General features: G+C 63.1%; 22 protein-coding genes. 10 read left to right on the top strand and 12 right to left on the bottom strand.

All coding sequences use genetic code 11. The features are described from left to right. Positions 1 to 468 carry a GNAT family N-acetyltransferase gene (locus FJ953_RS10035; RefSeq protein ID WP_140624166.1) on the top strand — a complete coding sequence of 156 codons (468 nt, stop codon included), beginning with the start codon at positions 1 to 3 and terminating at the stop codon, positions 466 to 468. Between the two features lies 1 nt (position 469). Next, complete coding sequence (locus tag FJ953_RS10030; RefSeq protein WP_140624165.1) at positions 470 to 781, top strand: DUF6665 family protein; 312 nt, start codon at positions 470 to 472, stop codon at positions 779 to 781. Here FJ953_RS10030 and FJ953_RS10025 read toward each other — a convergent pair. Both FJ953_RS10025 and FJ953_RS10020 read right to left on the bottom strand, forming a co-directional pair. Next, positions 762 to 1,646 carry an alpha/beta hydrolase gene (locus tag FJ953_RS10025; RefSeq protein ID WP_140624163.1) on the bottom strand — a complete coding sequence of 295 codons (885 nt, stop codon included), beginning with the start codon at positions 1,644 to 1,646 and terminating at the stop codon, positions 762 to 764. The genes FJ953_RS10030 and FJ953_RS10025 overlap by 20 nt on opposite strands. A gap of 130 nt (positions 1,647 to 1,776) precedes the next feature. Next, a complete protein-coding gene (locus tag FJ953_RS10020) occupies positions 1,777 to 2,061 on the bottom strand; it encodes a cupin domain-containing protein (RefSeq protein WP_246674773.1) in 285 nt (94 codons plus the stop codon). A gap of 372 nt (positions 2,062 to 2,433) precedes the next feature. Here FJ953_RS10020 and petA point away from each other — a divergent pair, with 372 nt between their 5' ends. The 5 genes from petA to FJ953_RS09995 all read left to right on the top strand — a co-directional run bounded on the left by petA (position 2,434) and on the right by FJ953_RS09995 (position 7,280). Beyond that, positions 2,434 to 2,994, top strand: coding sequence for a ubiquinol-cytochrome c reductase iron-sulfur subunit (gene petA / locus FJ953_RS10015; RefSeq protein WP_140496036.1), 561 nt, complete (start codon positions 2,434 to 2,436; stop codon positions 2,992 to 2,994). 16 nt (positions 2,995 to 3,010) lie between these two features. After that, the gene (locus FJ953_RS10010; RefSeq protein ID WP_140624162.1) at positions 3,011 to 4,312 is read left to right on the top strand and encodes a cytochrome b N-terminal domain-containing protein; all 1,302 of its coding nucleotides are present in this window, start codon (positions 3,011 to 3,013) and stop codon (positions 4,310 to 4,312) included. Positions 4,313 to 4,339: 27 nt separating this feature from the next. Further along, complete coding sequence (locus FJ953_RS10005) at positions 4,340 to 5,212, top strand: cytochrome c1 (protein WP_140524913.1); 873 nt, start codon at positions 4,340 to 4,342, stop codon at positions 5,210 to 5,212. 185 nt (positions 5,213 to 5,397) lie between these two features. Continuing rightward, complete coding sequence (locus FJ953_RS10000; protein ID WP_140624160.1) at positions 5,398 to 6,543, top strand: alpha-hydroxy acid oxidase; 1,146 nt, start codon at positions 5,398 to 5,400, stop codon at positions 6,541 to 6,543. A 191-nt stretch (positions 6,544 to 6,734) separates the two neighbouring features. Beyond that, positions 6,735 to 7,280 carry an adenine phosphoribosyltransferase gene (locus FJ953_RS09995; RefSeq protein WP_140624158.1) on the top strand — a complete coding sequence of 182 codons (546 nt, stop codon included), beginning with the start codon at positions 6,735 to 6,737 and terminating at the stop codon, positions 7,278 to 7,280. Between the two features lie 44 nt (positions 7,281 to 7,324). Here FJ953_RS09995 and FJ953_RS09990 read toward each other — a convergent pair whose 3' ends face one another. The 4 genes from FJ953_RS09990 to FJ953_RS09975 form a co-directional block, all read right to left on the bottom strand. Next, positions 7,325 to 7,786 carry a MaoC family dehydratase gene (locus FJ953_RS09990; RefSeq protein WP_140516910.1) on the bottom strand — a complete coding sequence of 154 codons (462 nt, stop codon included), beginning with the start codon at positions 7,784 to 7,786 and terminating at the stop codon, positions 7,325 to 7,327. After that, positions 7,783 to 8,253 (bottom strand): MaoC family dehydratase, encoded by a 471-nt coding sequence (locus FJ953_RS09985; protein ID WP_140624156.1) that lies wholly within the window; start codon positions 8,251 to 8,253, stop codon positions 7,783 to 7,785. The genes FJ953_RS09990 and FJ953_RS09985 overlap by 4 nt, the downstream gene beginning before the upstream one ends. Positions 8,254 to 8,377: 124 nt before the next feature. After that, positions 8,378 to 9,352, bottom strand: a complete 975-nt coding sequence (gene corA / locus FJ953_RS09980) for a magnesium/cobalt transporter CorA (protein ID WP_140624154.1) — start codon at positions 9,350 to 9,352, stop codon at positions 8,378 to 8,380. A gap of 267 nt (positions 9,353 to 9,619) precedes the next feature. After that, on the bottom strand, positions 9,620 to 10,954 hold the full coding sequence (locus FJ953_RS09975; RefSeq protein WP_140624152.1) for a solute carrier family 23 protein: 1,335 nt from the start codon (positions 10,952 to 10,954) through the stop codon (positions 9,620 to 9,622). Between the two features lie 135 nt (positions 10,955 to 11,089). Between FJ953_RS09975 and guaD the strand changes: the two genes are divergently transcribed. Next, positions 11,090 to 12,454, top strand: coding sequence for a guanine deaminase (gene guaD, locus FJ953_RS09970; RefSeq protein WP_140524910.1), 1,365 nt, complete (start codon positions 11,090 to 11,092; stop codon positions 12,452 to 12,454). Positions 12,455 to 12,479: 25 nt separating this feature from the next. Here guaD and FJ953_RS09965 read toward each other — a convergent pair whose 3' ends face one another. The 5 genes from FJ953_RS09965 to FJ953_RS09945 all read right to left on the bottom strand — a co-directional run bounded on the left by FJ953_RS09965 (position 12,480) and on the right by FJ953_RS09945 (position 17,517). After that, a complete protein-coding gene (locus FJ953_RS09965; RefSeq protein WP_140524960.1) occupies positions 12,480 to 13,385 on the bottom strand; it encodes an EamA family transporter in 906 nt (301 codons plus the stop codon). 143 nt (positions 13,386 to 13,528) lie between these two features. Further along, a complete protein-coding gene (gene ychF / locus FJ953_RS09960; protein WP_140524909.1) occupies positions 13,529 to 14,632 on the bottom strand; it encodes a redox-regulated ATPase YchF in 1,104 nt (367 codons plus the stop codon). A 95-nt stretch (positions 14,633 to 14,727) separates the two neighbouring features. Beyond that, positions 14,728 to 15,441 (bottom strand): aminoacyl-tRNA hydrolase, encoded by a 714-nt coding sequence (pth, locus tag FJ953_RS09955; protein ID WP_140524908.1) that lies wholly within the window; start codon positions 15,439 to 15,441, stop codon positions 14,728 to 14,730. 23 nt (positions 15,442 to 15,464) lie between these two features. Further along, positions 15,465 to 16,103 carry a 50S ribosomal protein L25/general stress protein Ctc gene (locus tag FJ953_RS09950; protein WP_140496025.1) on the bottom strand — a complete coding sequence of 213 codons (639 nt, stop codon included), beginning with the start codon at positions 16,101 to 16,103 and terminating at the stop codon, positions 15,465 to 15,467. 379 nt (positions 16,104 to 16,482) lie between these two features. Then, entirely contained in the window at positions 16,483 to 17,517 is a 1,035-nt protein-coding gene (locus FJ953_RS09945) for a class I SAM-dependent methyltransferase (protein ID WP_140524907.1), read from the bottom strand. 321 nt (positions 17,518 to 17,838) lie between these two features. Here FJ953_RS09945 and FJ953_RS09940 point away from each other — a divergent pair, with 321 nt between their 5' ends. After that, the gene (locus FJ953_RS09940; protein WP_140524959.1) at positions 17,839 to 19,809 is read left to right on the top strand and encodes an EAL domain-containing protein; all 1,971 of its coding nucleotides are present in this window, start codon (positions 17,839 to 17,841) and stop codon (positions 19,807 to 19,809) included. Positions 19,810 to 19,994: 185 nt separating this feature from the next. Here the strand turns inward: FJ953_RS09940 and FJ953_RS30410 are convergent, their stop codons facing one another. Beyond that, positions 19,995 to 20,141: a hypothetical protein gene (locus tag FJ953_RS30410; protein ID WP_181168390.1), complete on the bottom strand. Its 147-nt coding sequence runs from the start codon at positions 20,139 to 20,141 to the stop codon at positions 19,995 to 19,997. Positions 20,142 to 20,238: 97 nt separating this feature from the next. Here FJ953_RS30410 and msuE point away from each other — a divergent pair, with 97 nt between their 5' ends. Further along, positions 20,239 to 20,796, top strand: a complete 558-nt coding sequence (gene msuE / locus FJ953_RS09935; protein WP_140524906.1) for an FMN reductase — start codon at positions 20,239 to 20,241, stop codon at positions 20,794 to 20,796. Positions 20,797 to 20,802 lie beyond the last annotated feature (6 nt).

Here is a 20,802-nt window from a genome sequence, read left to right as displayed (position 1 = left end):
ATGGGCGCGACGCATGAGACCGACTATCTGCTGAAACGGCTGCGGCCGACGACACCGGCCTTCGATGGGCTGATGGAAGAGAGCCGGCGGGAAGGCTACTGGATGCTGGTGCGGCTTCGCGACGGCTGGACAAGCGGCCGCAACAAGTTCCTGAAACACGGCGAGGCACTGTTCGGAGCATGGCACGGCGGCGAACTCGCCGGCGTGTGCGGGCTGAACATCGATCCCTATTTCGAGGGCAGGAACCATGGCCGGGTCCGGCATCTGTTCGTCGGCGCGCGCCATCGGCGCACCGGCCTTGGCCGCATGCTGGTTGAGACCGTTGTCGACAGGGCACGCCACTATTTCACCGTGCTCAACACCCGTGCGCCGCAGGAAGCCTTCGGCTTCTATGAGCGGCTTGGCTTCGCGCCGGTGGCGGGCGAAGAATTCGTCACGCACCGGATGATTTTCGCGAAAGGAGGCTGAAATGTCCCTGCGTCCGCCGTCCCGTCTGACCAATGCCTCTGCCGCCGAAGCCGCCTTCGACGCGCTCGGCCATGAAGTCCTTGCCGAGAAGGCGGCGGCACTCGGCCGCGCCGGACAACGCGTCGAAGAAACGCTGGCCCGACTGCGCAACAATGGCGACGAGCAGTTGCGTCCCCAGCTGCTCAAGGAGGCGGCGGTGGCGGTGCATGGCTACTTCATCCAGCGCGAACTGTGCGGCCTTCGAAAGCATGATGCCGTCATCCGCGAATACAACATCCCGAAGGCGGTGCTGGTCAGGCTCGGCGCCATGTAGGGTTGGCGCTTGCCGCGCCGATCTCCCTGTGGAATCTCGCCAGGCGGCTGGCGAGCGCTTCGGGGTTCTCATCGGGGACGAAGTGCCCGCTGTCGGCAATGATGTCGCCCTCGACATTCGACAGCCCGGCGGCCCTAAGGCCCTCGACATAGTCGCCGATGTCGCCGGACTCGGCCGAGCTCCTGAGATACAGCACCGGAATCGCTGTCGGCGTCGCGGGCCGTGCAGCATTGGCTTTGGCATCTTCGGGGAAGGCGCGATACCAATCGAAACCGGCCTGGAGGCTTTCAGGCCGGGAATAGGCTCTCGCATAGATTTCCCTGGCCTGCGCCGGGATCGATGTCCGATCCTTCGAAAGCACATTGAAGAAGAAGTCGAAATAGGTGCTTTGGTGGCCGCTCACCAGCGTTTCCGGCAGCGCCGGGACGGCATGGAAGGCAAAGTGCCAGATCCGCGGATTGCGAATGACCTCTTCCCATGGCGCGACACCCGGAACAGCGACATCCATGATCGCCGCGCCGGAAAGGATCTCGGGATGGTCGCGCAGCAGGGCGAACACGATCTGGCCGCCGACATCATGACCGGCCGCCACGAGGTGCCGCAGCCCGCAGGCCTCGGCAACGCCTCTCATCAGCCTCGCCAGGGTTCTCTTGTCGCCCGCCTCAGGCATGCCTTGCGAGCCGCCGATGCAGGGCAGGTCGGGTGCGACGACCCGGTAGTCGGCAGTCAGCCGGCCGATCACCCCTTCGAACGCATAGGAGCTTTGCGGCCAGCCATGCAGCAGCAGGAATGCAGGCGCTTCAGCCGGGCCCGCCTCACGGATCGCTATGCTCAGCCCTTCGATTTCGATGTTCGAGGTTTGCATGTCCTGACCCTGCCGGCTGCCTATGCCATAGATCTAGGCGGCGATCGGAAGACCGACAGGGCTGGATTGTTTTGACGCGGTTGCGGACGGAAACCGTTTCATACTTTTCCAGGAACCACCTGGGCCTGGATCACTCCAGCCACTGGGTAATGAAAGTGCCGTTCTCGTGGATGTCGGTCGTTTCCAGCGGGCCGGGGCCGAGATTGGTGAATTTGTGCGGCGTGCCGGGCGGTACGATGACGATCTGGCCGGCGGAGGCCTCGATCTCCTCACCGCCGACCGTGAACAGGCCGATGCCCTGGCGGATGATGAAGATCTCGGCGTAGGGATGGGAATGCAGGCGCGGTCCGCCGCCGGTCTCCGGCAGGTAGTTGAAGATCAGGCAGGAGTTGGAACCGTAGGGGGCACATTGCAACTCGCCCTTTCAGCGGTCGGGGCGAACAGCCCATTCCTCGCGGTCTATGACATGCGCCATGGGGGCAGGATAGCCCCCCCGGAGCCAGGTGTCGAGGCGAAGCTGGCCCCCGGATTCGCTACTGTTTCCCAGCTGTTTGGCGGTGTTTCACGGTCATCCGCCGCCTTGTCGCGCGGTGCCGGATTTCGTCCCCGCGACAATCTGCCCTTGTGCCTTCACCCGTCTGGACAAAAACGGGCTTCACGCATAAACCGAAGTCCAAATGCCGGAGGAATTCGCTAGCCTGTTCGCCATGCGCTGTCGGGTTGGCGTGAATGAGCGGGGAACAAGGCTCGCCCACCGGCACGGAAGAGGCGAAAGGATCAGGCACCCGTGAGCGCAACCGACACCCAGGATCCCAACCGTCGAGATTTTCTCTACGTCGCCACCGGCATGGCCGCCGTGGTCGGCGCGGGCGCCGTCGCGTGGCCGTTCATCGACCAGATGCGCCCCGATGCCTCGACGCTGGCGCTCGCCTCGGTCGAGGTCGACGTCTCCTCGCTGACGCCGGGCATGTCGCTGATCGTCAAGTGGCGCGGCAAGCCGGTCGTGGTGCGCAACCGCACCGAGAAGGAGATGAAGGACGGCGAGGCCGTCAATCTCGCCGATCTCAAGGATCCGATCGCCCGCAACGCCAACCTGCCGGCCGACGCGCCGGCGACCGACGCCAACCGCACCACGCCCGGCAAGGAAGCCTGGATGGTGATGGTTCAGGTCTGCACGCATCTGGGCTGCATTCCGCTCGGCCAGGAAGGTGATTTCGGCGGCTGGTTCTGCCCTTGCCACGGTTCGCAATACGACACAGCCGGGCGCATCCGCAAAGGCCCGGCGCCCGAGAACATGGCTGTGCCGGTATTCAAGTTCATTTCCGATACCAAGATCCTTATCGGTTGAGGCAGGGGATATTTCGATGAGCGAGGGACACTCGACCTATACGCCCAAGACCGGTATCGAGCGCTGGTTCGATGCGCGCATGCCTCTGCCGCGGCTGATCTATGACAGCTTCGTCGCCTATCCGGTGCCGCGCAACCTCAACTATGCCTGGACCTTCGGCGGCATCCTGTCGATCATGCTGGTGGCGCAGATCCTGACCGGGATCGTGCTGGCCATGCACTACACGTCCGACACCAATCTCGCCTTCGATTCGGTCGAAAAGATCATGCGCGACGTGAATTCCGGCTGGCTGCTGCGCTACATGCATGCCAACGGCGCGTCGTTCTTCTTCGTCGCGGTCTACATCCATATCTTCCGCGGCCTCTATTACGGCTCCTACAAGGCGCCGCGCGAGCTGCTGTGGATCCTCGGCTGCATCATCTACCTCCTGATGATGGCGACCGGCTTCATGGGCTACGTGCTGCCGTGGGGCCAGATGAGCTTCTGGGGCGCCACCGTCATCACCGGCTTCTTCAGCGCCATTCCACTGGTCGGCGACTGGATCCAGCAGCTTCTGCTCGGCGGTTTCGCGGTCGACAATCCGACCCTCAATCGCTTCTTCGCGCTGCATTACCTGCTGCCGTTCATGATCGCCGGCGTCGTCGTGCTGCACATCTGGGCGCTGCATGTCGTGGGCCAGTCGAACCCGACCGGCATCGAGGTGAAGTCGAAGACCGACACCGTCGCCTTCACCCCTTACGCGACCATCAAGGACGCGTTCGGCATGATCGTGTTCCTGTTCTTCTTCGCCTATTTCGTCTTCTACCTGCCGAACTATCTCGGCCACCCCGACAACTACACGGTCGCCAACCCGCTGAAGACGCCGGCCCACATCGTTCCGGAATGGTACTTCCTGCCGTTCTACGCGATCCTGCGCGCCATCACCTTCAACATCGGGCCGATCAACTCCAAGCTCGGCGGCGTGCTGTGCATGTTCGGCGCCATCGCCATGCTGTTCCTGGTGCCGTGGCTCGACACCTCCAAGGTGCGCTCGGCGGTCTACCGGCCCTGGTACAAGCTGTTCTTCTGGCTGTTCGTGGCCGATGCCATCCTGCTTGGCTGGCTGGGCTCGCAGCCGGCGGAAGGCAGCTACGTGTTCATGGCGCAGATGGCGACGCTGTTCTACTTCGCCTTCTTCCTGATCATCATGCCGGTGCTCGGCCTGATCGAGACGCCACGCAGGCTGCCGAACTCGATCACCGAGGCGGTGCTCGAGAAGAACAAGAGCGGCAGCGGGCATCCGGCGGGCGCCACGGCCGCACCTGAGACCAAGGGCTGAGCGGTAGAGAATCTAAGGGGATTTGGCATGAAAAAGATTCTCACCTCGCTTGCGCTGATCGGCCTTGTGGCCGCCGGCCTTGGGGCCACGGGCACCTGGGCGACCGCGGCCGAAGAGGCGCATAACGCGGCGGCGCCGACGCATTTCCCGATCAACGAACCGAAGGAAATGGACTGGAGCTTCACCGGCCCGTTCGGCACCTACGACAAGGCGCAGCTGCAGCGCGGCCTCAAGGTCTACAAGGAAGTCTGCTCGGCCTGCCATTCGATGAACCTGGTGGCATTCCGCACGCTTTCGGACCTCGGCTATTCCGACGCACAGATCAAGACGCTGGCGGCCGAGTACACCATCCATGACGGCCCCAACGACGCCGGCGACATGTTCGACCGTCCCGGCAAGCCGTCCGACCATTTCCCGGCGCCGTTCGCCAATGAGGAAGCCGCGGCAGCCTCGAATGGCGGCGCAGCCCCGCCCGACATGTCGCTGCTGGCCAAGGCGCGCGGCGTGGAGCGCGGCTTTCCGCAGTTCGTCTTCGACATCTTCACCCAGTATGATGCCGGCGGCCCCGACTACATCCACTCGCTGCTGACCGGCTACGACCAGACGCCTCCGGCTGGAATGGTCATCCCGGAAGGCACGCACTACAATCCGTACTTCATGTCCGGCGTGTCGCTGAAGATGCCCAAGCCGCTTTCCGACGGCCAGGTGACTTATGACGACGGCGCGCCGCAGACCGTCGACCAGTACTCCCGCGACGTCGCCGCTTTCCTGGCGTGGGCGGCTGAGCCGCATATGGAAGCCCGTAAGAAAACCGGCTTCCGGGTGCTGGTGTTCCTGCTCCTGTTCGGCGCACTGGTCTACATGACCAAGCGCAAGGTTTGGGAAGCAGTCGCGCACTAAGCCGCGCGGCCGGAGATTGAAGAAAGGGCGCCCGCGAAGCGCCCTTTTGCTTGCCGAAGAGGCTGGCGCGTGAGGTGATCGCTTTGTTGTCGAACAAGCCGGTTGGCAGCGCGGCAGGCGATTGCTATTCGACGCCCCGACGGCGGCGAAAGCTTTGCCGCCTATAGGGCGTTTGGGGTTCCATGATGCGGCTCAGCGACTGCCACAACTTCTCCGATTTCCGCCGCATGGCGCAGCGGCGGCTGCCGGGGCCGATCTTCAACTACATCGACGGCGCGGCGGACGACGAGATCACCTATCGCCGCAACACCGAGAGCTTCGAAACCTGCGATCTCGTTCCCAACGTGCTGCGCGGGGTGAGCGAGATCGACATGTCGGTGACCGTCATGGGCCAGAAGCTGGCGATGCCGTTCTACTGTTCGCCGACCGCTCTCCAGCGGCTGTTCCACCATCACGGCGAACGGGCGGTCGCCAGGGCCGCTGCAAAATACGGCACCATGTTCGGAGTTTCCTCGCTCGGCACGGTCAGCCTCGAGGAAGTCCGAAAAATCAGCAGCGGCCCGCAGGTCTATCAGTTCTACTTCCATCGCGATCGCGGCCTCAACCGGGCGATGATGCAGCGGGCACGGGAGATCGGCGTCGAAGTGATGATGCTGACCGTCGACAGCATCACCGGGGGAAACCGCGAGCGCGACAAGCGCACCGGTTTTGCGATTCCCTTCAAGCTCAACCTGGCGGGAATGGCGCAGTTCGCGATGAAACCTGCCTGGGCGATCAACTATTTCACGCATGAGGCGTTCAAGCTGCCGCAGCTGGACGAGCATGTCGACATGGGCGGCGGCACGATGTCGATCAGCCGCTACTTCACCGAAATGCTCGATCCGTCGATGACGTGGGACGACGTCGCCGAGATGGTGAGGCTTTGGCCGGGACCGTTCTGCCTCAAGGGCGTCATGTCGGTGGAGGATGCCAGGCGCGCCGTCGAGATCGGCTGCAAGGGCATCGTGCTGTCGAACCATGGCGGCCGGCAGCTGGATGGTTCACGCGCGGCTTTCGACCAGCTCGCCGAGATCGTCGATGCGGTCGGCGACCAGATCGACGTCATCATGGATGGCGGCGTGCAGCGCGGCACGCATGTGCTGAAGGCGCTGTCGCTCGGCGCCAAGGCCGTCGGCGTCGGACGCTACTATCTGTTTCCGCTGGCGGCGGCGGGCCAGCCGGGCGTCGAACGCGCACTCGAGCAGATGCGCATCGAGATCGAACGCGGCATGAAGCTGATGGGGTGCAGCTCGATCGAACAGTTGACCCGCCGGAATTTGCGTTTTCGGTGATGGCCATTGCTTCGATGCGAAAGATCGCAGCGCCGGCAGAGGCAAGCCTTTGGATGTATGCGCTCCTTTTGCCGGATGCGCTTGTCTCGGCCGCCACATCGCGCTAGCCGTTGTCGGTCGCGCCGGGATAGGATTTGGCGCTGCGCCATTTCACGCCTTTCCGCCGAAACTGGACCACCCGGAGCCGCCTCATGAAACCTTCGCTCGAAGACACGCTGCTGGCGGCGATCCGCACTATCCCGGACTATCCCAAGCCCGGCATATTGTTCCGCGACATCACCACGCTGCTCGGCAACGCGCGCGCTTTCCGCCGCGCCATCGATGAGCTGGTGCATCCCTATGCCGGCGAGAAGATCGACAAGATCGCCGGCATCGAAGCGCGCGGCTTCATCCTCGGCGGCGCCGTCGCCCATCAGCTCTCGGCCGGCTTCGTGCCGATCCGCAAGAAGGGCAAGCTGCCTTACGAGACGGTGCGCGTCGCCTACAGCCTGGAATACGGGCTGGACGAGATGGAGATGCACAAGGACGGCGTGTCGCCGGGCGAGAAAGTAATTCTGGTCGACGACCTGATCGCCACCGGCGGCACGGCGGAGGCGGCGGTGAATCTCCTGCGCCAGATCGGCGCCGACATCCTCGCCGCCTGCTTCGTCATCGACCTGCCGGATCTCGGCGGCCGCGCCAAGCTGGAAGCGCTCGACGTGCCGGTGCGGACGCTGATCGGGTTCGAGGGGCATTGAGAGAACAGTTCTTCCTTCTCCCCCTGGGGAGAAGGAAGAGGCGCCTACTCCACCTTGACCAGCACGGCGCTCTCGAACTCCAGTACCTTGTCGCCGGTCGAATCGAAGGCTTCCGAGCGCAAGGTCAGCACCCGCCAGCCCGGACGTGAGGCGATCGGGCGGTGGGAAAGGGCGGTGCGGGTGAAGGTCACGGTCTGCCCGGCATAGACCGGCTTCAGCCATTTCAGGTTCTTGAAGCCAGGCGAGGGCCCGAATTCGGGCGTCGGGCCAGGGCCGGTCCACTCGGCGTCCATGCGGGTTTCGAGGTTGAGCTTCATCCAGGTGGCGGCGGTATGCCAGCCGGACGCACACAGCCCGCCCAGCACGCTCTTCTTCGCGGCATCCTCATCGACGTGGAAGACCTGGGGGTCGTATTTGCGGGCGAAGGCCTTGATCGCCTCGGCTTCGAACGTATGCGAGCCCAGCGTGACGGTGGTGCCGACGCGGAAGAATTCGTCCAGCATCATGCAAGGCTCCCTGCGGCATTGCGCGTGAGGAACATGACGGAATTCTCGAGCTCGAAGACGCTTTCGCCGCGTTGGTTGAGCAGCTCGCTGCGCATGGTCACGAAGCCGAGCTGCGGCTTCGATTTCGAAGGACGCTTGGCCAGGACGACGAGGCTGCCCTTGAGCGTGTCGCCGGCCAGCACCGGCTTCTTCCATTTGACCTGATCGACGCCGGGCGCGCCCTGGCAGGTCGAGTCCAGCAGGAAGGCATCGCATAGCATGCGCATGAACATGGCGCAGGTATGCCAGCCCGAGGCCGAGAGGCCGCCCAGGATGCTTGCCTTGCCGGCCTCCTCGTCGAGATGCATCGGCTGGGCATCGAATTCGCTGGCGAACTCGATGATCTCGGCCGCGCTCACCTGTTTGGTGCCGAGGTCGAACGAGGCTCCTTCGACGAAGTCCTCATAGGCCCATCTCTTTCCAGTCATGGCGTGGAATCCGGTTGCAGAACGTGCGATCCACATGGATCGGCAAACCCGGATGCAGGCCGGACGGCGTTTGGTCAAGCCCTTTCTGGTGAGCCAGCCGCGGGCGCCCGGCCGGCCGTTGCGATCATAACCAGCCGCGGCGGCGGAAATACCAGAAGGGCAGGATCGCCGACAGAACCATCATGGCGATCGCGAACGGATAGCCGAGCTCCCATTTGAGCTCGGGGATGACGTCGAAATTCATGCCGTAGATCGAGGCGACCAGCGTTGGCGGCAGGAAGATGACGGCGGCGACCGAGAAGATCTTGATGATGGCGTTCTGCTCGATCGAGATCATGCCGAGCGTGGCGTCGAGCAGGAAGGAGATCTTCTGCGACAGGAAGGTGGCGTGGTCGGCAAGAGAAAGCACGTCGCGCGACAAGGTCTTGATGCGGGCGCGGACGTCCTTGCTCATCTTGGCCTGGGTCGCGACATGGGCGAGGAAGCCGGCCAGCCGCTGCAAGGAGATCAGGCTGTCGCGCACGGAGGAAGCGATGTCCTCCTTGCGGCCGATGCCCTTCAAGAGTTCCTGGAAATCACGGTTGCGCTTCGACACCTTGGTCGATCGCGCCTCGAAAATGTCGCGCGAGATCGCTTCGACGTCGCGGCCGGCGCGCTCGAGGATGTCGGCGAGCCGGTCGACGATCGCTTCCAGCAGGCCGATCAGGATGGTGTCGCCGCTGGTGCAGCCGGTCGCCACCTTCTCGGCGCGCAAAGGGAAGGTCTTGAACGCTTTCGGTTCGTGATAGCGCACGGTGACCAGCCTATTGCCGGCGAGCGCGAAGGTGACCGGCGAGATCAGGGGATCGTCGACGTCGGTCTGGGCGGGCAAGGTGGCGGTCATGAAGTAGGCGCCGTCCTCGATATAGAGGCGGCTGGAAATCTCGATCTCCTCCATCTCCTCGCGGGTCGGAATGGCGATGCCGAGCCAATTCTCGATTGTTGCCTCTTCGTCCTTGGTCGGATTGAAGAGATCGGCCCAGACGACCTTGTCGCCATTGCCCAGGAGATCGTCTGTGAGACGCAGGCGATCATTGTCCACGACGAAAGCCTTGATCATCGCCAGATCTCCCTGCCGGAAAGCGTTCGGATTGCTGCGTCGCATCGGATCGCACGGCTCTTCGTGCGCCGAGCCTGTGCCCGCCGCTTAGACTTGCCGCATGACAAAATCAAGACAAGCCGGACTTGGGGCCGACACCAAGGGCGCTCAGAAAAATTCGTCGAGCAGCCGGCAGCATGAAAGCTTCGACGGGTCGGGTCATCGACCGCGCTTCGGGCTTATCGTGGAGAGCAGGCCGGACCCGCGGGGGTCGGCCTGCGAATGCCCCTATCGGGCGCTCGGCAGGATCTGGTGCAGCACGATGGCCCAGACGGCGCCGAAGGCGATGGACGAGCCCAGAATGTACTGCACGATATCGGGAAGCGTCTTGACGAAATCCGGCGGCGCAAGCGTGGCAAACAGGGCCATCAGGATCGGCAGGCCGACGACCAGCATGTTCCTTTCCGTCAGCGGCGTGCCGCGCACGACGCGGAACCCGTTCATGGCGATGACGACGCAGAGCACGCCGAACACGCCGCCGATGACCGGGCCCGGGATCGAGGCGATGACCGCCGACAGTTTGCCGACCAGTCCGAACAGGACCAGGAAGATGCCTGCCGCGGCGAAGGCGGCGCGGCTGGCGATGCCGGTGATGGCGATGATGCCGGCATTCGACGAATAGCCGGTGACCGGGGTGCTGCAAAGCAGTGCGCTGACCAGGCAGCCGAGGCCTTCGCCGGTGGCGCCCCTGTCGAGATGTTCGTTCGACAGGGGCTTGTCGATGACGGCGCCGACCGCGAACCAGGTGCCGGTGGTTTCGGCGAGGACCACGATATAGACGATGAGCATCGTGAGCGTCGCCGAGAGCGAGAACGTCACGTCGAGGTTGAGGAATGCGACGCGCGGCATCGAAAACCAGGTCGCCTCGGAGACCGCTCCCATGTTGAGTTGGCTCATGGAGGCGGCGGCCACGCAGCCGGCCACAAGTGCGATGATTACGGAGAGCAGGCGCAGCCAGGCGCCCTTCGCGCCGAGCGCCATGCCGGTCAGCATACAGCCGACGAGCACCGCCGCCGCAACAAAGGCAAGGATGATATTGCCGCCGACGGTGGCAGTGCCGTGGACCGCGAACACGCTTTCGCGGAGTGCGACCGGCATCAGCGCGATGCCGACGACGATGATGATGGCGCCGCCGACGATGGGCGGGACAAAGCGGTCTACCAAGCGATGGAAGATTCCCGTGGGCGAACCGAGCAGCATGACCAGTATGGCGCCGGGAATGAGCGCTCCGATCACCGCGGAAAGACCGGCAATGCCGCCGCCGGCGCCGAAGGCGATAGCCAGCACCGCGCCGATCGGCACAAAGGACGGCCCCTGCACCACCGGCAGGCGCATCAGAAGCTGCGACTGGATCAGGGTGGCGATGCCCGCCGCGACGAAGGCCGACTGGATGAAGGCGCCGGCATCGCCCGCGCTGAAGGCCAGGACCGATGCGATGATGAACGGCACGATGTAAACATCCATCGCCAGCACGTGCTGGAGGCCGAGCAGGGCGGCCTTGCCCAGTGGCAGCGGATCGTCCGGCTGAGCAATCAAAGTGATTTCCGGTGCAGTGCGTTCCATGATGTCCCCTCTGGAATTTCCCGGCCGATCATGGGATCAGTCGGCGCCAAAGGACAGCGGCGCAAAGGTTTGCCAACTGTTTTCTTGCGCGCCATGCAATAACGGCCACACGCGCCAGCGCAACCGGAGCGATCCATGACAAGAGAGGCCTTCACGCTGCTTGGCACCGCCTTCCACACGCCGGAGCGCGGCCGGCTGGAGGTGCTGGAGGACCATCTGTTCAGCATCGATGCACAGGGACGGATCGCGGAGATTCTCGCACCCGGCCATCCCGAATACGCGGCGAGGAAGACCGATGCCCGCCAGGCGGGCAGCCTAGTGGAGCTCGGCGAAGGCCAGTTCCTGCTGCCCGGCCTGATCGACCTGCACATCCACGCGCCGCAATGGCCCCAAATGGGCAAGGCACTGGACGTGCCGCTCGAGGTCTGGCTGCAAAAATATACGTTTCCGCTCGAGGCGCGCTATGCCGACACCGGCTACGCCCGCGAGGTCTATGCCGACCTGATCGACAATCTTCTCGCCAACGGCACCACCACGGCGCTCTATTTTGCCACCGTCCATGTCGAGGCCAGCTTGGCGCTTGCCGAGATATGCCTCGAAAAGGGCCAGCGCGCTTTGGTCGGCAAGGTGGCGATGGACGATCCCGAGCAGTGCCCGTGTTTCTATCGCGATGCCGACGCGGCAAGCGCCATTTCCGACACCAGACGCTTCATCGAGGCGGTCAGATCCTTGGATACCGGCGAAAGACCGCTGGTCCGGCCGGTGATCACGCCGCGCTTCATCCCAAGCTGCACGGATGCGGCGCTGCAAGGCCTGGGCGAACTCGCAACGGAATTTAGCTGCCACGTGCAGACACATTGCTCGGAGAGCGATTGGGCAAGGCAATTCGTCGAGACGCGCTTTGGCTGCACCGACGCGGCGAGCCTCGACGGTTTCGGCCTGCTGACGCGCCACACCATCCTGGCGCATTCGAACTTCATCGACGGGCGGGATATGGACCTCATCAAGGGGAAGGGGGCTGGGGTTGCGCATTGCCCGCTGTCCAACTTCTATTTCGCCAATGCGGTGTTTCCGCTGCGCGACGCGCTTGACCGGCACATGCATGTCGGGCTCGGGACGGACATTTCCGGCGGCTACAGCCCGTCGCTCTTCGACGGCTGCCGGCATGCGCTGTCAGCCTCGAGGACCCTGCAGAGCGGCGTCCATGCCGGCATGGACGCAGCGCAGCGCGGCGCGCCCGGCGCGCCGATCACGCATCAGGAGGCGTTCTGGCTGGCCACCGCCGGCGGTGCCGAAGCGCTCGACCTGCCGACGGGCAGCTTTCGCGTCGGCCATGAATTCGACGCGCTGCTGATCGACACGACGGCGAAGGCCTCGAACATCCACATCATCCCGGCGGACGACACGCTCGACGATGTCTTCCAGAAGATCGTGCTCAACGCGGCACGCGCCAACATCGCCACGGTGTGGGTGAGCGGAAGGACGGTGGCCGGGCAGTAGCCACGTCGCAGTCGCAGATCTGGCCCTATGCGCGCGATGGTTCCTCGGTAAGAGATTGTTTTTGCACCTTCAGCAACATGTCCTTGGCAGCGATCACCGCGCCGACCGTGATCAGGACGCAAGCGAGCGCAACAGACCAGTGAAAGATACCGAATCCGGCCAGCAGCAGCACGATCACCGAGAACAGCGGCGCGGCATAGGAAAGCGCGCCCAGGATCATGATGTCTCCATGCTTGCAGCCATAGTCCCATGCGTAGAAGCCGGCGCCGAGCGGTATCACGCCTAGAATGACGATAGCGCTCCATTGCGTCATTGTCTGCGGCCAGACAGTGATCTCGAGCGCGAGATGGAGAGTGAAGGCGACGGCCGCGGTGATCAGGCAGTACACCGCCACCACATCGGTCGGCACCTGGCCGAAACGGCGCGACAGGACGGAATAACCGGACCAGACGAAGGCGCAGAACAGGGCAATGACGTGGCCCGGCTTCACGCCGTCAGCAAGGCCCACGCTGCCGCCTTTGGTGATGACGACGATGGCACCCGCCAGGCCGAGCATCACACCGGCTATGTGGTGAGACCTCAGCCGCTCTCCCGGCAGGAAAGCGGCGAAGACGACGATCAGCAATGGCCAGAGATAAGCAATCAGGCTCACCTCGACCGGCGGGGCGGACTGGATGGCGAAAAAGTACGCGCAGTGATAGATGCACAGCCCTGCCGTGCCGATTGCCCAGACCTGCCATGGCTGCCGCAGCGACTTGAGCGCCGACGGGCGGACAATCCAGCTGGCCGCCCCGACTGAGCCTCCCAGCAGAAACGTCATTGCCGCCAATTGAAAGGGCGGGATCGGCCCCGCGGCGGTCGAAAGCAGCGCGAGGAACGACCAGGTCAGAATGGCCGAGAAACCGATCAGGGTCGGGATGGTCCTTTTCATATGGTCCCCTTCCGCGTTCACTGAGCCAATAGCGGAAAAGCCTAGCGAGGGCAGCCCGTGCACGGCCTTACCCTGTCGGGAATGCGACCCGGCCTGGTCTGTTCACACTCTGGCCTGTGGTCCCTGCGGAGATGACCGAAGGATCACGTATTAAACTTGAACAGCATGATGTCGCCGTCCTGGACGACATACTCCTTGCCTTCGTCGCGCGCCTTGCCGGCTTCCTTGGCCGCTACTTCGCCGCCCAGCGTGACGAAATCATTGTAGGCGATGGTCTGGGCGCGGATGAAGCCGCGCTCGAAATCGGTGTGGATGACGCCGGCGGCCTGCGGCGCCTTGGCGCCCTTGTGCACAGTCCAGGCGCGCGTCTCCTTCGGCCCGACGGTGAAATAGGTGATGAGCTGCAACAATTCGTAGCCGGCGCGGATCACCTTGTTCAGGCCGGGCTCGTCGAGGCCGAGCGAGGACAGGAATTCCATCTCTTCCTCGTCGGAGAGCTGCGCAACCTCGGCTTCGATCGCGGCCGAAATAACGACGGTGCGTGCGCCCTGCGCGGCGGCCATCTGCTCCACGGCCCTGGTGTGCTCGTTGCCGGTGGCCGCGTCAGCCTCGGCGACGTTGCAGACGTAGAGCACGGGATGTGAGGTCAGAAGGTTCAAGCCTTGCAGAATGCGCAGGTCTTCCGCCGAGATGCCGTCGAGCAGGATGCGGGTCGGCTTGCCTGCCTGCAGAAGCTCAAGCGCTGCCTCCATCATCGGCAGCACGGTCAAGGCTTCCTTGTCCTTGCCGGACGCGCGCTTGCGGAATTGCGCGATGCGGCGTTCGAGGCTCTCGAGGTCGGCGAGCATCAGCTCGGTCTCGACCGTCTCGGCGTCGGCGACCGGGTCGATGCGGCCCTCGACATGGGTGATGTCGTCATCCTCGAAGCAGCGCAGCACATGCACGATGGCATCGACCTCGCGGATGTTGGCGAGGAACTGGTTGCCCAGGCCTTCGCCCTTCGAGGCGCCGCGCACCAGGCCGGCGATGTCGACAAAGGAGATGCGGGTCGGGATGATCTCCTTCGACTTGCCGATCGCGGCGATCTTCTGCAGGCGCGGATCGGGCACCGCCACCTCGCCGGTGTTCGGTTCGATGGTGCAGAACGGGTAGTTGGCGGCCTGCGCGGCGGCCGTCCTCGTCAGCGCGTTGAAAAGCGTCGACTTGCCGACATTGGGCAAGCCAACGATGCCGCATTTGAAACCCATTTTGTCCGGTCCTATCGGGAATTTGAGATTTGGTGAGGGCTATGGGCGATAGGGGTGATGAACGTCAAGCCCTGTAACGCCGTATGGACCCGAGCTCAGTCCTTGTTGCCGAACAGCTTCTTCAGCATGGCGGCCATCGGGCCGCTCTCCGGCAGCTTGGCGGGCGCCTGTTGCGGCCGTGCCTGGCGGATGTGGCTTTGCTGCTTGGGCGCCGGCTTTTCCGGTTCCACGCCGGCCTTGCCCTGAACGGCGAGGGCGGCCTTGTTCATGAAGCCGGATTCGTCGCCCTTGACGATCATCGCCGCGTTGTCGGCGACCGCGTCGAGCAGCGGGTCCAGCCAGTCGCGGTCGGTCTTGCCGAAATCGCCGAGTACATGATGCTGCACCATCTCCTTGACGCCGGGATGGCCGACACCGATGCGCACACGCCGATACGCGTTGCCGACATGGCCGTCGATCGAGCGGATGCCGTTGTGGCCGCCGGCGCCGCCGCCGGTCTTGATGCGCAGCTTACCTTCGGCAAGGTCGATCTCGTCGTAGAAGACGGTCAGCGCCCCGGGGCCGAGCTTGTAGAAGCGCAGCGCTTCGCCGACCGACTGGCCGGACAGGTTCATGAAGGTCTGCGGCTTGATCAGGATGATCTTTTCACCGCCGAGCGTGCCATCGGCGATCAATCCCTGGAATTTCTTAGACCAGGGCGAAAAGGAGTGGCGGCGGGCGATCGCGTCCACCGCCATGAAGCCGACATTGTGCCGGTTGGCGGCATATTTCGCGCCCGGATTGCCGAGGCCTGCAAAGACAAGCGGCATCGTCAGCTCCGGGCGTGAAAAAGTTACTTCTCTTCGGCGGCGGGAGCCGCCTCAGGTGCAGCCTCGACCGTCTCTTCCGTCTCCGGCTTCATCGCCGACGAACCGGCGACGGTCGCGATGGTGAAGTCGCGGTCGGAGATGACGGGCTTGACGCCGGCCGGCAGCTTGACCGACGAGATATGGATCGAATCGCCAATGTCGGCGCCGGTGAGATCGACGGTAATGAATTCCGGGATCGCATTGGCCGGGCAGTGGAACTCGACCTCGTGACGCACGATGTTGAGCACGCCGCCGCGCTTGATGCCGGGCGACTTGTCCTCGTTGATGAAGTGGACAGGCACGTCGACATTGACCTCGGTGTCCTTGCCGATGCGCAGGAAGTCGACATGGACAGGGAAATCCTTGACGGGGTCGAGTTGGAAGTCCTTCGGCAGGACCTGGATCTTCTTGCCGTCGACATCGATCGTGGCGATCGTGGTCAGGAACCCGCCGCCGTGGATCTTGTAGTAGATGTCCTTGTAGGTGAGAGCGATCGCCAGGGGAGGCTGCTTGTCACCGTAAATTACTGCAGGCACTTTACCGTTGCGGCGAACTGCACGGGCGGACCCCTTACCGACCTGTTCGCGCGCTTCGGCCTTGAGCTCGTAAGTATCGTGGCTCATGGCACTTCCTTTCGCGTTGTTCTGGAGCGTTTGCGGTTGGCAATGGGCCTGGACCGTAAACGTCGAAAGCCGCCGGGTGAGGCGGCCTTCCGCCGCGTTGCCTCCAAGGGTGTCTACGCGGGTGGCGGCTCTATAGCGGAAGGCGGCGGGAGGTGCAAGCCAAAGGCAGTCATCCAAAGGCAATGGTCCGGGACGGGACGCCTCTCCCGGCCGAAAGCGCTCGAGGCTTCACGCCGGCGCCGGTCCAAGGTTGTCACTGGAGCGGTTCAGCGTCGATAGGATCGCCGACCCGCTCCAGTTCTTTGTCTTAGGCAATTGCCCGGGAAGGCGCTACGCACTTTCTCCGGGAAAACCGCTGCACATTTTTCCTGGAATTGCCCTATCCGCGCTTTTCGATGACGCCATACAGCACGTTGCGGTTTTCGCCAAAGAACACCTGCGCCTCGACGGTGTTGCGGTCGACGCTGGCATTGATGATGTTCCACATGTCGGCCTCGGAGCGCAGCAGCAACACCCAGTCCATGAACGTTTCCCTATAGCCGGCGTCGGGATTGCCCTCGGCGTAGTTGGCAAAAAGGAACCTGCCGTTCGGCTTCAGCATCTGCAGGCAAGTCTTCGTGAGTTTCACGGCGACGTTGTGCTGGAGGTAGTCGTAAAGGCCGGAGGCGTAGATGAGGTCGAACTTACCCAGCTTGTGGCCCCTGGTGAGCACGGTCCGCACCGAGCCGTCGACGGCCTCGACCGCGGTGCCCTGGAAGTCTCGCGCGATCAATCCAACGCTCTGGGGATCCTGATCAAGCGCAACCCAACGCTTGAGGCGGCCCTCAGCCAAGGCGGTCGAACGATTGGCCTCGCGCAAATGACCGGCGGCGATCGCCAGGACCTCGGCTTGCGGTCCGCTCTTGTCCGCCGTCTCGTCGACATACCGGGTCAAGAGATCGCGCCGTTCCCGCGCCGCCACGCAGGACGGTACGTCCTTGGTATGGCTGTAGAGTGCCTTCCCTGTGTCCGAGGCGCTCGCCACGCTTTCGGCCACGTGCGGATCACAATAGATGTAGTCAAGCAACTGCGCGTCGCCGGAATAGCCCCTGGGCTTGGTGAATGACCACCGGGTGAGCGGGTCCTGGAGAAAGTAGTCAAGGATCGGATGGTTCTGCGCCACCGGGATCAACGACTGCCAAACGTCGGGGTGAACCTTGGCCCGCAGGGCGTTGAGATAGGACAGCAGGCGACGAACGATCTCGGCAGGGTCTTTCTCTTCCTCGACCTGCTGGCGTGTCGCGTGGAGAATGAGCGCGAGTTCCGCGCGGGCGGTTTCGAACGCCTCGCCGTGATGCTCGGGCTTTCTTCGAGGAAAACTGCCGGCAATCATCTCGGCAGTAATCAGGCTTTTGCCATCAAAGACACTTTGCACTCGAGCACTCCATAGTTAACAGTCAGTTAACTTATTGCGTACAATGCTCGATTTGCCAATGTCGTCCCGAACGCATTTTAACGGTATGCTTAATTTCCCGCCAACCATGTTCGCGCGTTAAAACCCACCGCATTGGATTCACGGCCTGAATTAACCGAAATTTGTTTCGCGCCGTTGCATTGTCGTGCGAGGTGCGCAGTCGCCGTCGCGTCCAAGGAGTTGGCCCGCGTGGGGGCAGAAGCCAAAAAAGAACTTGGAACGCAAAATCCCCTTCAACCAGGATTTGTCGAGAGCGAACGCGTGTCATCCAGACTGGCCGACATGGCGCATGTAGAGCCGTACGAAGCCCGCTACGAGCCGGGGCCCGACGAGCTTCGCGTCCTTTACCGGAGGGAAGCCCAGGCGAAGCGAAGACTGGAAGCCCGGCCTGGGCTTTGGATCGCCGTGGCCATCTATCTCCTGTTTTCGGCAACGGATCTGCTGCTGATCCCGGACGTGGCGGCCTATACGATCATGGCGCGCTTCGCCGTCGGCGTGACCGCGCTGTCGATCCTGGAGGCGCAACTTCGCCGGGGAGTGGCCACGGAATGGCTCGACGTGACTTGCGCCGGGGCCATCATTTTCGGCTATATCGGCTGGTTGTTCCCGGCCTTTATGAGCGCGGACAAGGAAAGCGTCGCCTACTATATGGTATTCGGCACCATTTTCATGATGAGTGCGAATCTATTCTTTACATTCAGTTTTAATTTATCGATCGTGACATCAACCATCATTATGTGTGTCTTGTATGCCGTGAATTACTTTGTGCCTGCCACGGTAACATACAAGATGGTATTTGGCGCCTTCTACGTTTCGTGCTTCACATTCACGTCCTATGTGAACTGGAAGCTGAACGAGGAGCGCTACAACGTCTTCCTGAACGCGCTGGAGGCCAAAATCCAGCACAAGGAAGCCACCGAACGCGGCAAGGCCCTGCTGCGGCTGTCGCGGACCGATCCGCTTACGGGTCTGGAGAATCGACGGGCGATCGACGAAAAGCTCAGGGACTACTGGGGGGAGTGGCAAAGGGTCGGCACCAGTTTCGTGGCGATGCTCATCGACGTGGACTTCTTCAAGAAGTTCAATGACTGCTACGGCCACCAGGAAGGCGACCGTTGCCTTATCCATGTCGCCAATGCCCTCCGGGATATGATCAGGGAATACAATGGCTCGATCGGCCGCTACGGCGGTGAAGAATTCATCGTCCTGGCCCGCATGGAGAACAAGGATCAGATCATAGATATCGCGGAAGCCATCTGCCGCACCGTCGAGAATCTGGCGCTTACCCACGAACTGCGGCGCGACGGTATCTCGGTTGTGACGGTAAGCGTTGGCGCCGCATTCACCAGGAGGCAGACCGGTGCCAAGCTGGAGAAGATCATCCACGAGGCCGATCGCGCACTCTATCTGGCAAAGGCAGGCGGTCGAAACTGTGCCCGGCTGTTCGACCCAACCGATCCCCAGAGCAGCGACGAGAGCGAGAACATTGCGGCTTTGCTGAAGATCGCGATCGGCCAGGATCTCGTTTCACTCGTCTATCAACCGATCCAGGATGTCGCGACGGACCGGGTTGAAGCGGTGGAGGCCCTGATGCGCCTCAAAATGCTGGACGGCACATCGGTTCCGCCGAGCCTGTTCATCCCTGTAGCGGAGCGAACCGGCGCCATCCTGGAACTCGGGCGCTGGGCCATCAGGACTGTGTGCGCCGAGCTCCTGGCGCACGATCATGTGCGCGTGGTCAGCGTCAACGTCTCTCCGATCCAGCTCAAGACGCCCGGCTTCGCGGCGTCGGTCGCGACCATCCTGGGCGAGACCGGCGTAACCGGCAACAGGCTGGCCTTCGAGATCACCGAGGGGCTGGAGATGGAGATGCATTCGGACATTCTTCGCTGCATCAGCGACCTGAAGCTGCTGGGGATCAAGATCTGGCTTGATGATTTCGGCACCGGCTTCGCTGGCCTCTCGTGGCTTCGCCTGATCGATTTCGATACGGTGAAGATCGACCGCTCCTTCCTTCACGACTGCGCCACCCCGAACGGCAAGGCAATGCTCCAGGACATTGTCGCCCTGGTCCGAAACCGCGGCCACAAAATCCTGGTCGAAGGGGTGGAAACGGACGAGCAGATGGCTCTCATGCGCGAATTCGGCATCGACAAGGTCCAGGGTTTTCATGTCGGCCGTCCCGCTCCGGCCGGGAGTTTCCAGGCCAAGCGGACCGTCAAGCGCCCATTCACCGTGCTGAAATCCGCCTGATCAGGCTTGGCTCAGGTCCCGCCGACCCGCACGGCGGGCCGTCGATTTGATCCTCGCCCCGCACAATCCATCCTTCGGGACGGCTGCCAGGCGCGGGTGTGGCTAACGATCGCTCGTCAACGCCGCGCACAGCGGCTGGATCTCTCGGTTCAGGCATCGAGTTCGGCCAGCGTCCGGTCGGGGTCTCATTCGAGCGTTGCAGTGGACGGGCAGCTTGCGGCGGCGGTCGGGTCGACCTGGATCTGTCGCTCGTCGGCCTGGCGTCCGAGAATGGCGACGCCCTTGGCCGGAACCGCGCATCTGCCGAACCACTGAAGGGCGCTGCGGCGCAAACTCAATCTCCCTATTCCGCCAGTTTTGAAATCTTCTCGCTCATTTAATTCTACAAAATCGGTAGTCTTAATGAATAAGGACCGCGAGGAGAGCCCGATGACGAACAAGCTGGTGGTGGGAATATCCGGCAACCTGACCCGCCCATCGAAGACCAAGGCCTTTATCAGCCATATCGCCGGCGAGGCGGCGAACCGCATCGGGGCGACCTCGGCTATATACGACATTGAAAATCTCGGTCCGTCGCTGCCGGCGGCAAGGCGCCTCGGCGATCTCGATCCTGCGGCCCGCGCCATCATCGAACAACTGGTCGGCGCCGACGTGCTGGTCGCGGGGTCGCCGACCTTCAAAGGCAGCTATACCGGGCTCTTCAAGCATTTGTTCGATCTGCTCGATCCGTCGTCGCTGCGCGGAAAACCGGTCATCCTTGCCGCGACGGGGGGCGGCGAACGCCACTCGCTGATCGTCGAACATCAGCTGCGGCCGCTGTTCGGTTTTTTCGAGGCGCTGACCGTGCCGACCGCGATCTACGCATCGGACAGGGATTTCGCCGACGGCGTCCTGGTGTCGGAGGCCATCCATGCCCGCGCCCGGCAGGCGGTTGCCGAGGTTTCCCGCGTCGTCGGGACGGCACGCAGCGTCGGCCTCGCCGCCTGAACTCCA

It is taken from the genome of Mesorhizobium sp. B2-3-6, assembly GCF_006442305.1.
In the GTDB taxonomy this organism is placed as follows: domain Bacteria; phylum Pseudomonadota; class Alphaproteobacteria; order Rhizobiales; family Rhizobiaceae; genus Mesorhizobium.
This window is presented reverse-complemented; position numbering and strand designations above follow the sequence as displayed.

Coding starts and splice junctions, on each gene's coding strand:
- FJ953_RS10035 (WP_140624166.1), top strand. CDS start 1: ATGGGCGCGACGCATGAGACCGACTATCTGCTGAAACGGCTGCGGCCG.
- FJ953_RS10030 (WP_140624165.1), top strand. CDS start 470: ATGTCCCTGCGTCCGCCGTCCCGTCTGACCAATGCCTCTGCCGCCGAA.
- FJ953_RS10025 (WP_140624163.1), bottom strand. CDS start 1,646: ATGCAAACCTCGAACATCGAAATCGAAGGGCTGAGCATAGCGATCCGT.
- FJ953_RS10010 (WP_140624162.1), top strand. CDS start 3,011: ATGAGCGAGGGACACTCGACCTATACGCCCAAGACCGGTATCGAGCGC.
- FJ953_RS10005 (WP_140524913.1), top strand. CDS start 4,340: ATGAAAAAGATTCTCACCTCGCTTGCGCTGATCGGCCTTGTGGCCGCC.
- FJ953_RS10000 (WP_140624160.1), top strand. CDS start 5,398: ATGCGGCTCAGCGACTGCCACAACTTCTCCGATTTCCGCCGCATGGCG.
- FJ953_RS09995 (WP_140624158.1), top strand. CDS start 6,735: ATGAAACCTTCGCTCGAAGACACGCTGCTGGCGGCGATCCGCACTATC.
- FJ953_RS09990 (WP_140516910.1), bottom strand. CDS start 7,786: ATGATGCTGGACGAATTCTTCCGCGTCGGCACCACCGTCACGCTGGGC.
- FJ953_RS09985 (WP_140624156.1), bottom strand. CDS start 8,253: ATGACTGGAAAGAGATGGGCCTATGAGGACTTCGTCGAAGGAGCCTCG.
- corA (WP_140624154.1), bottom strand. CDS start 9,352: ATGATCAAGGCTTTCGTCGTGGACAATGATCGCCTGCGTCTCACAGAC.
- FJ953_RS09975 (WP_140624152.1), bottom strand. CDS start 10,954: ATGGAACGCACTGCACCGGAAATCACTTTGATTGCTCAGCCGGACGAT.
- guaD (WP_140524910.1), top strand. CDS start 11,090: ATGACAAGAGAGGCCTTCACGCTGCTTGGCACCGCCTTCCACACGCCG.
- FJ953_RS09965 (WP_140524960.1), bottom strand. CDS start 13,385: ATGAAAAGGACCATCCCGACCCTGATCGGTTTCTCGGCCATTCTGACC.
- ychF (WP_140524909.1), bottom strand. CDS start 14,632: ATGGGTTTCAAATGCGGCATCGTTGGCTTGCCCAATGTCGGCAAGTCG.
- pth (WP_140524908.1), bottom strand. CDS start 15,441: ATGCCGCTTGTCTTTGCAGGCCTCGGCAATCCGGGCGCGAAATATGCC.
- FJ953_RS09950 (WP_140496025.1), bottom strand. CDS start 16,103: ATGAGCCACGATACTTACGAGCTCAAGGCCGAAGCGCGCGAACAGGTC.
- FJ953_RS09940 (WP_140524959.1), top strand. CDS start 17,839: ATGGCGCATGTAGAGCCGTACGAAGCCCGCTACGAGCCGGGGCCCGAC.
- msuE (WP_140524906.1), top strand. CDS start 20,239: ATGACGAACAAGCTGGTGGTGGGAATATCCGGCAACCTGACCCGCCCA.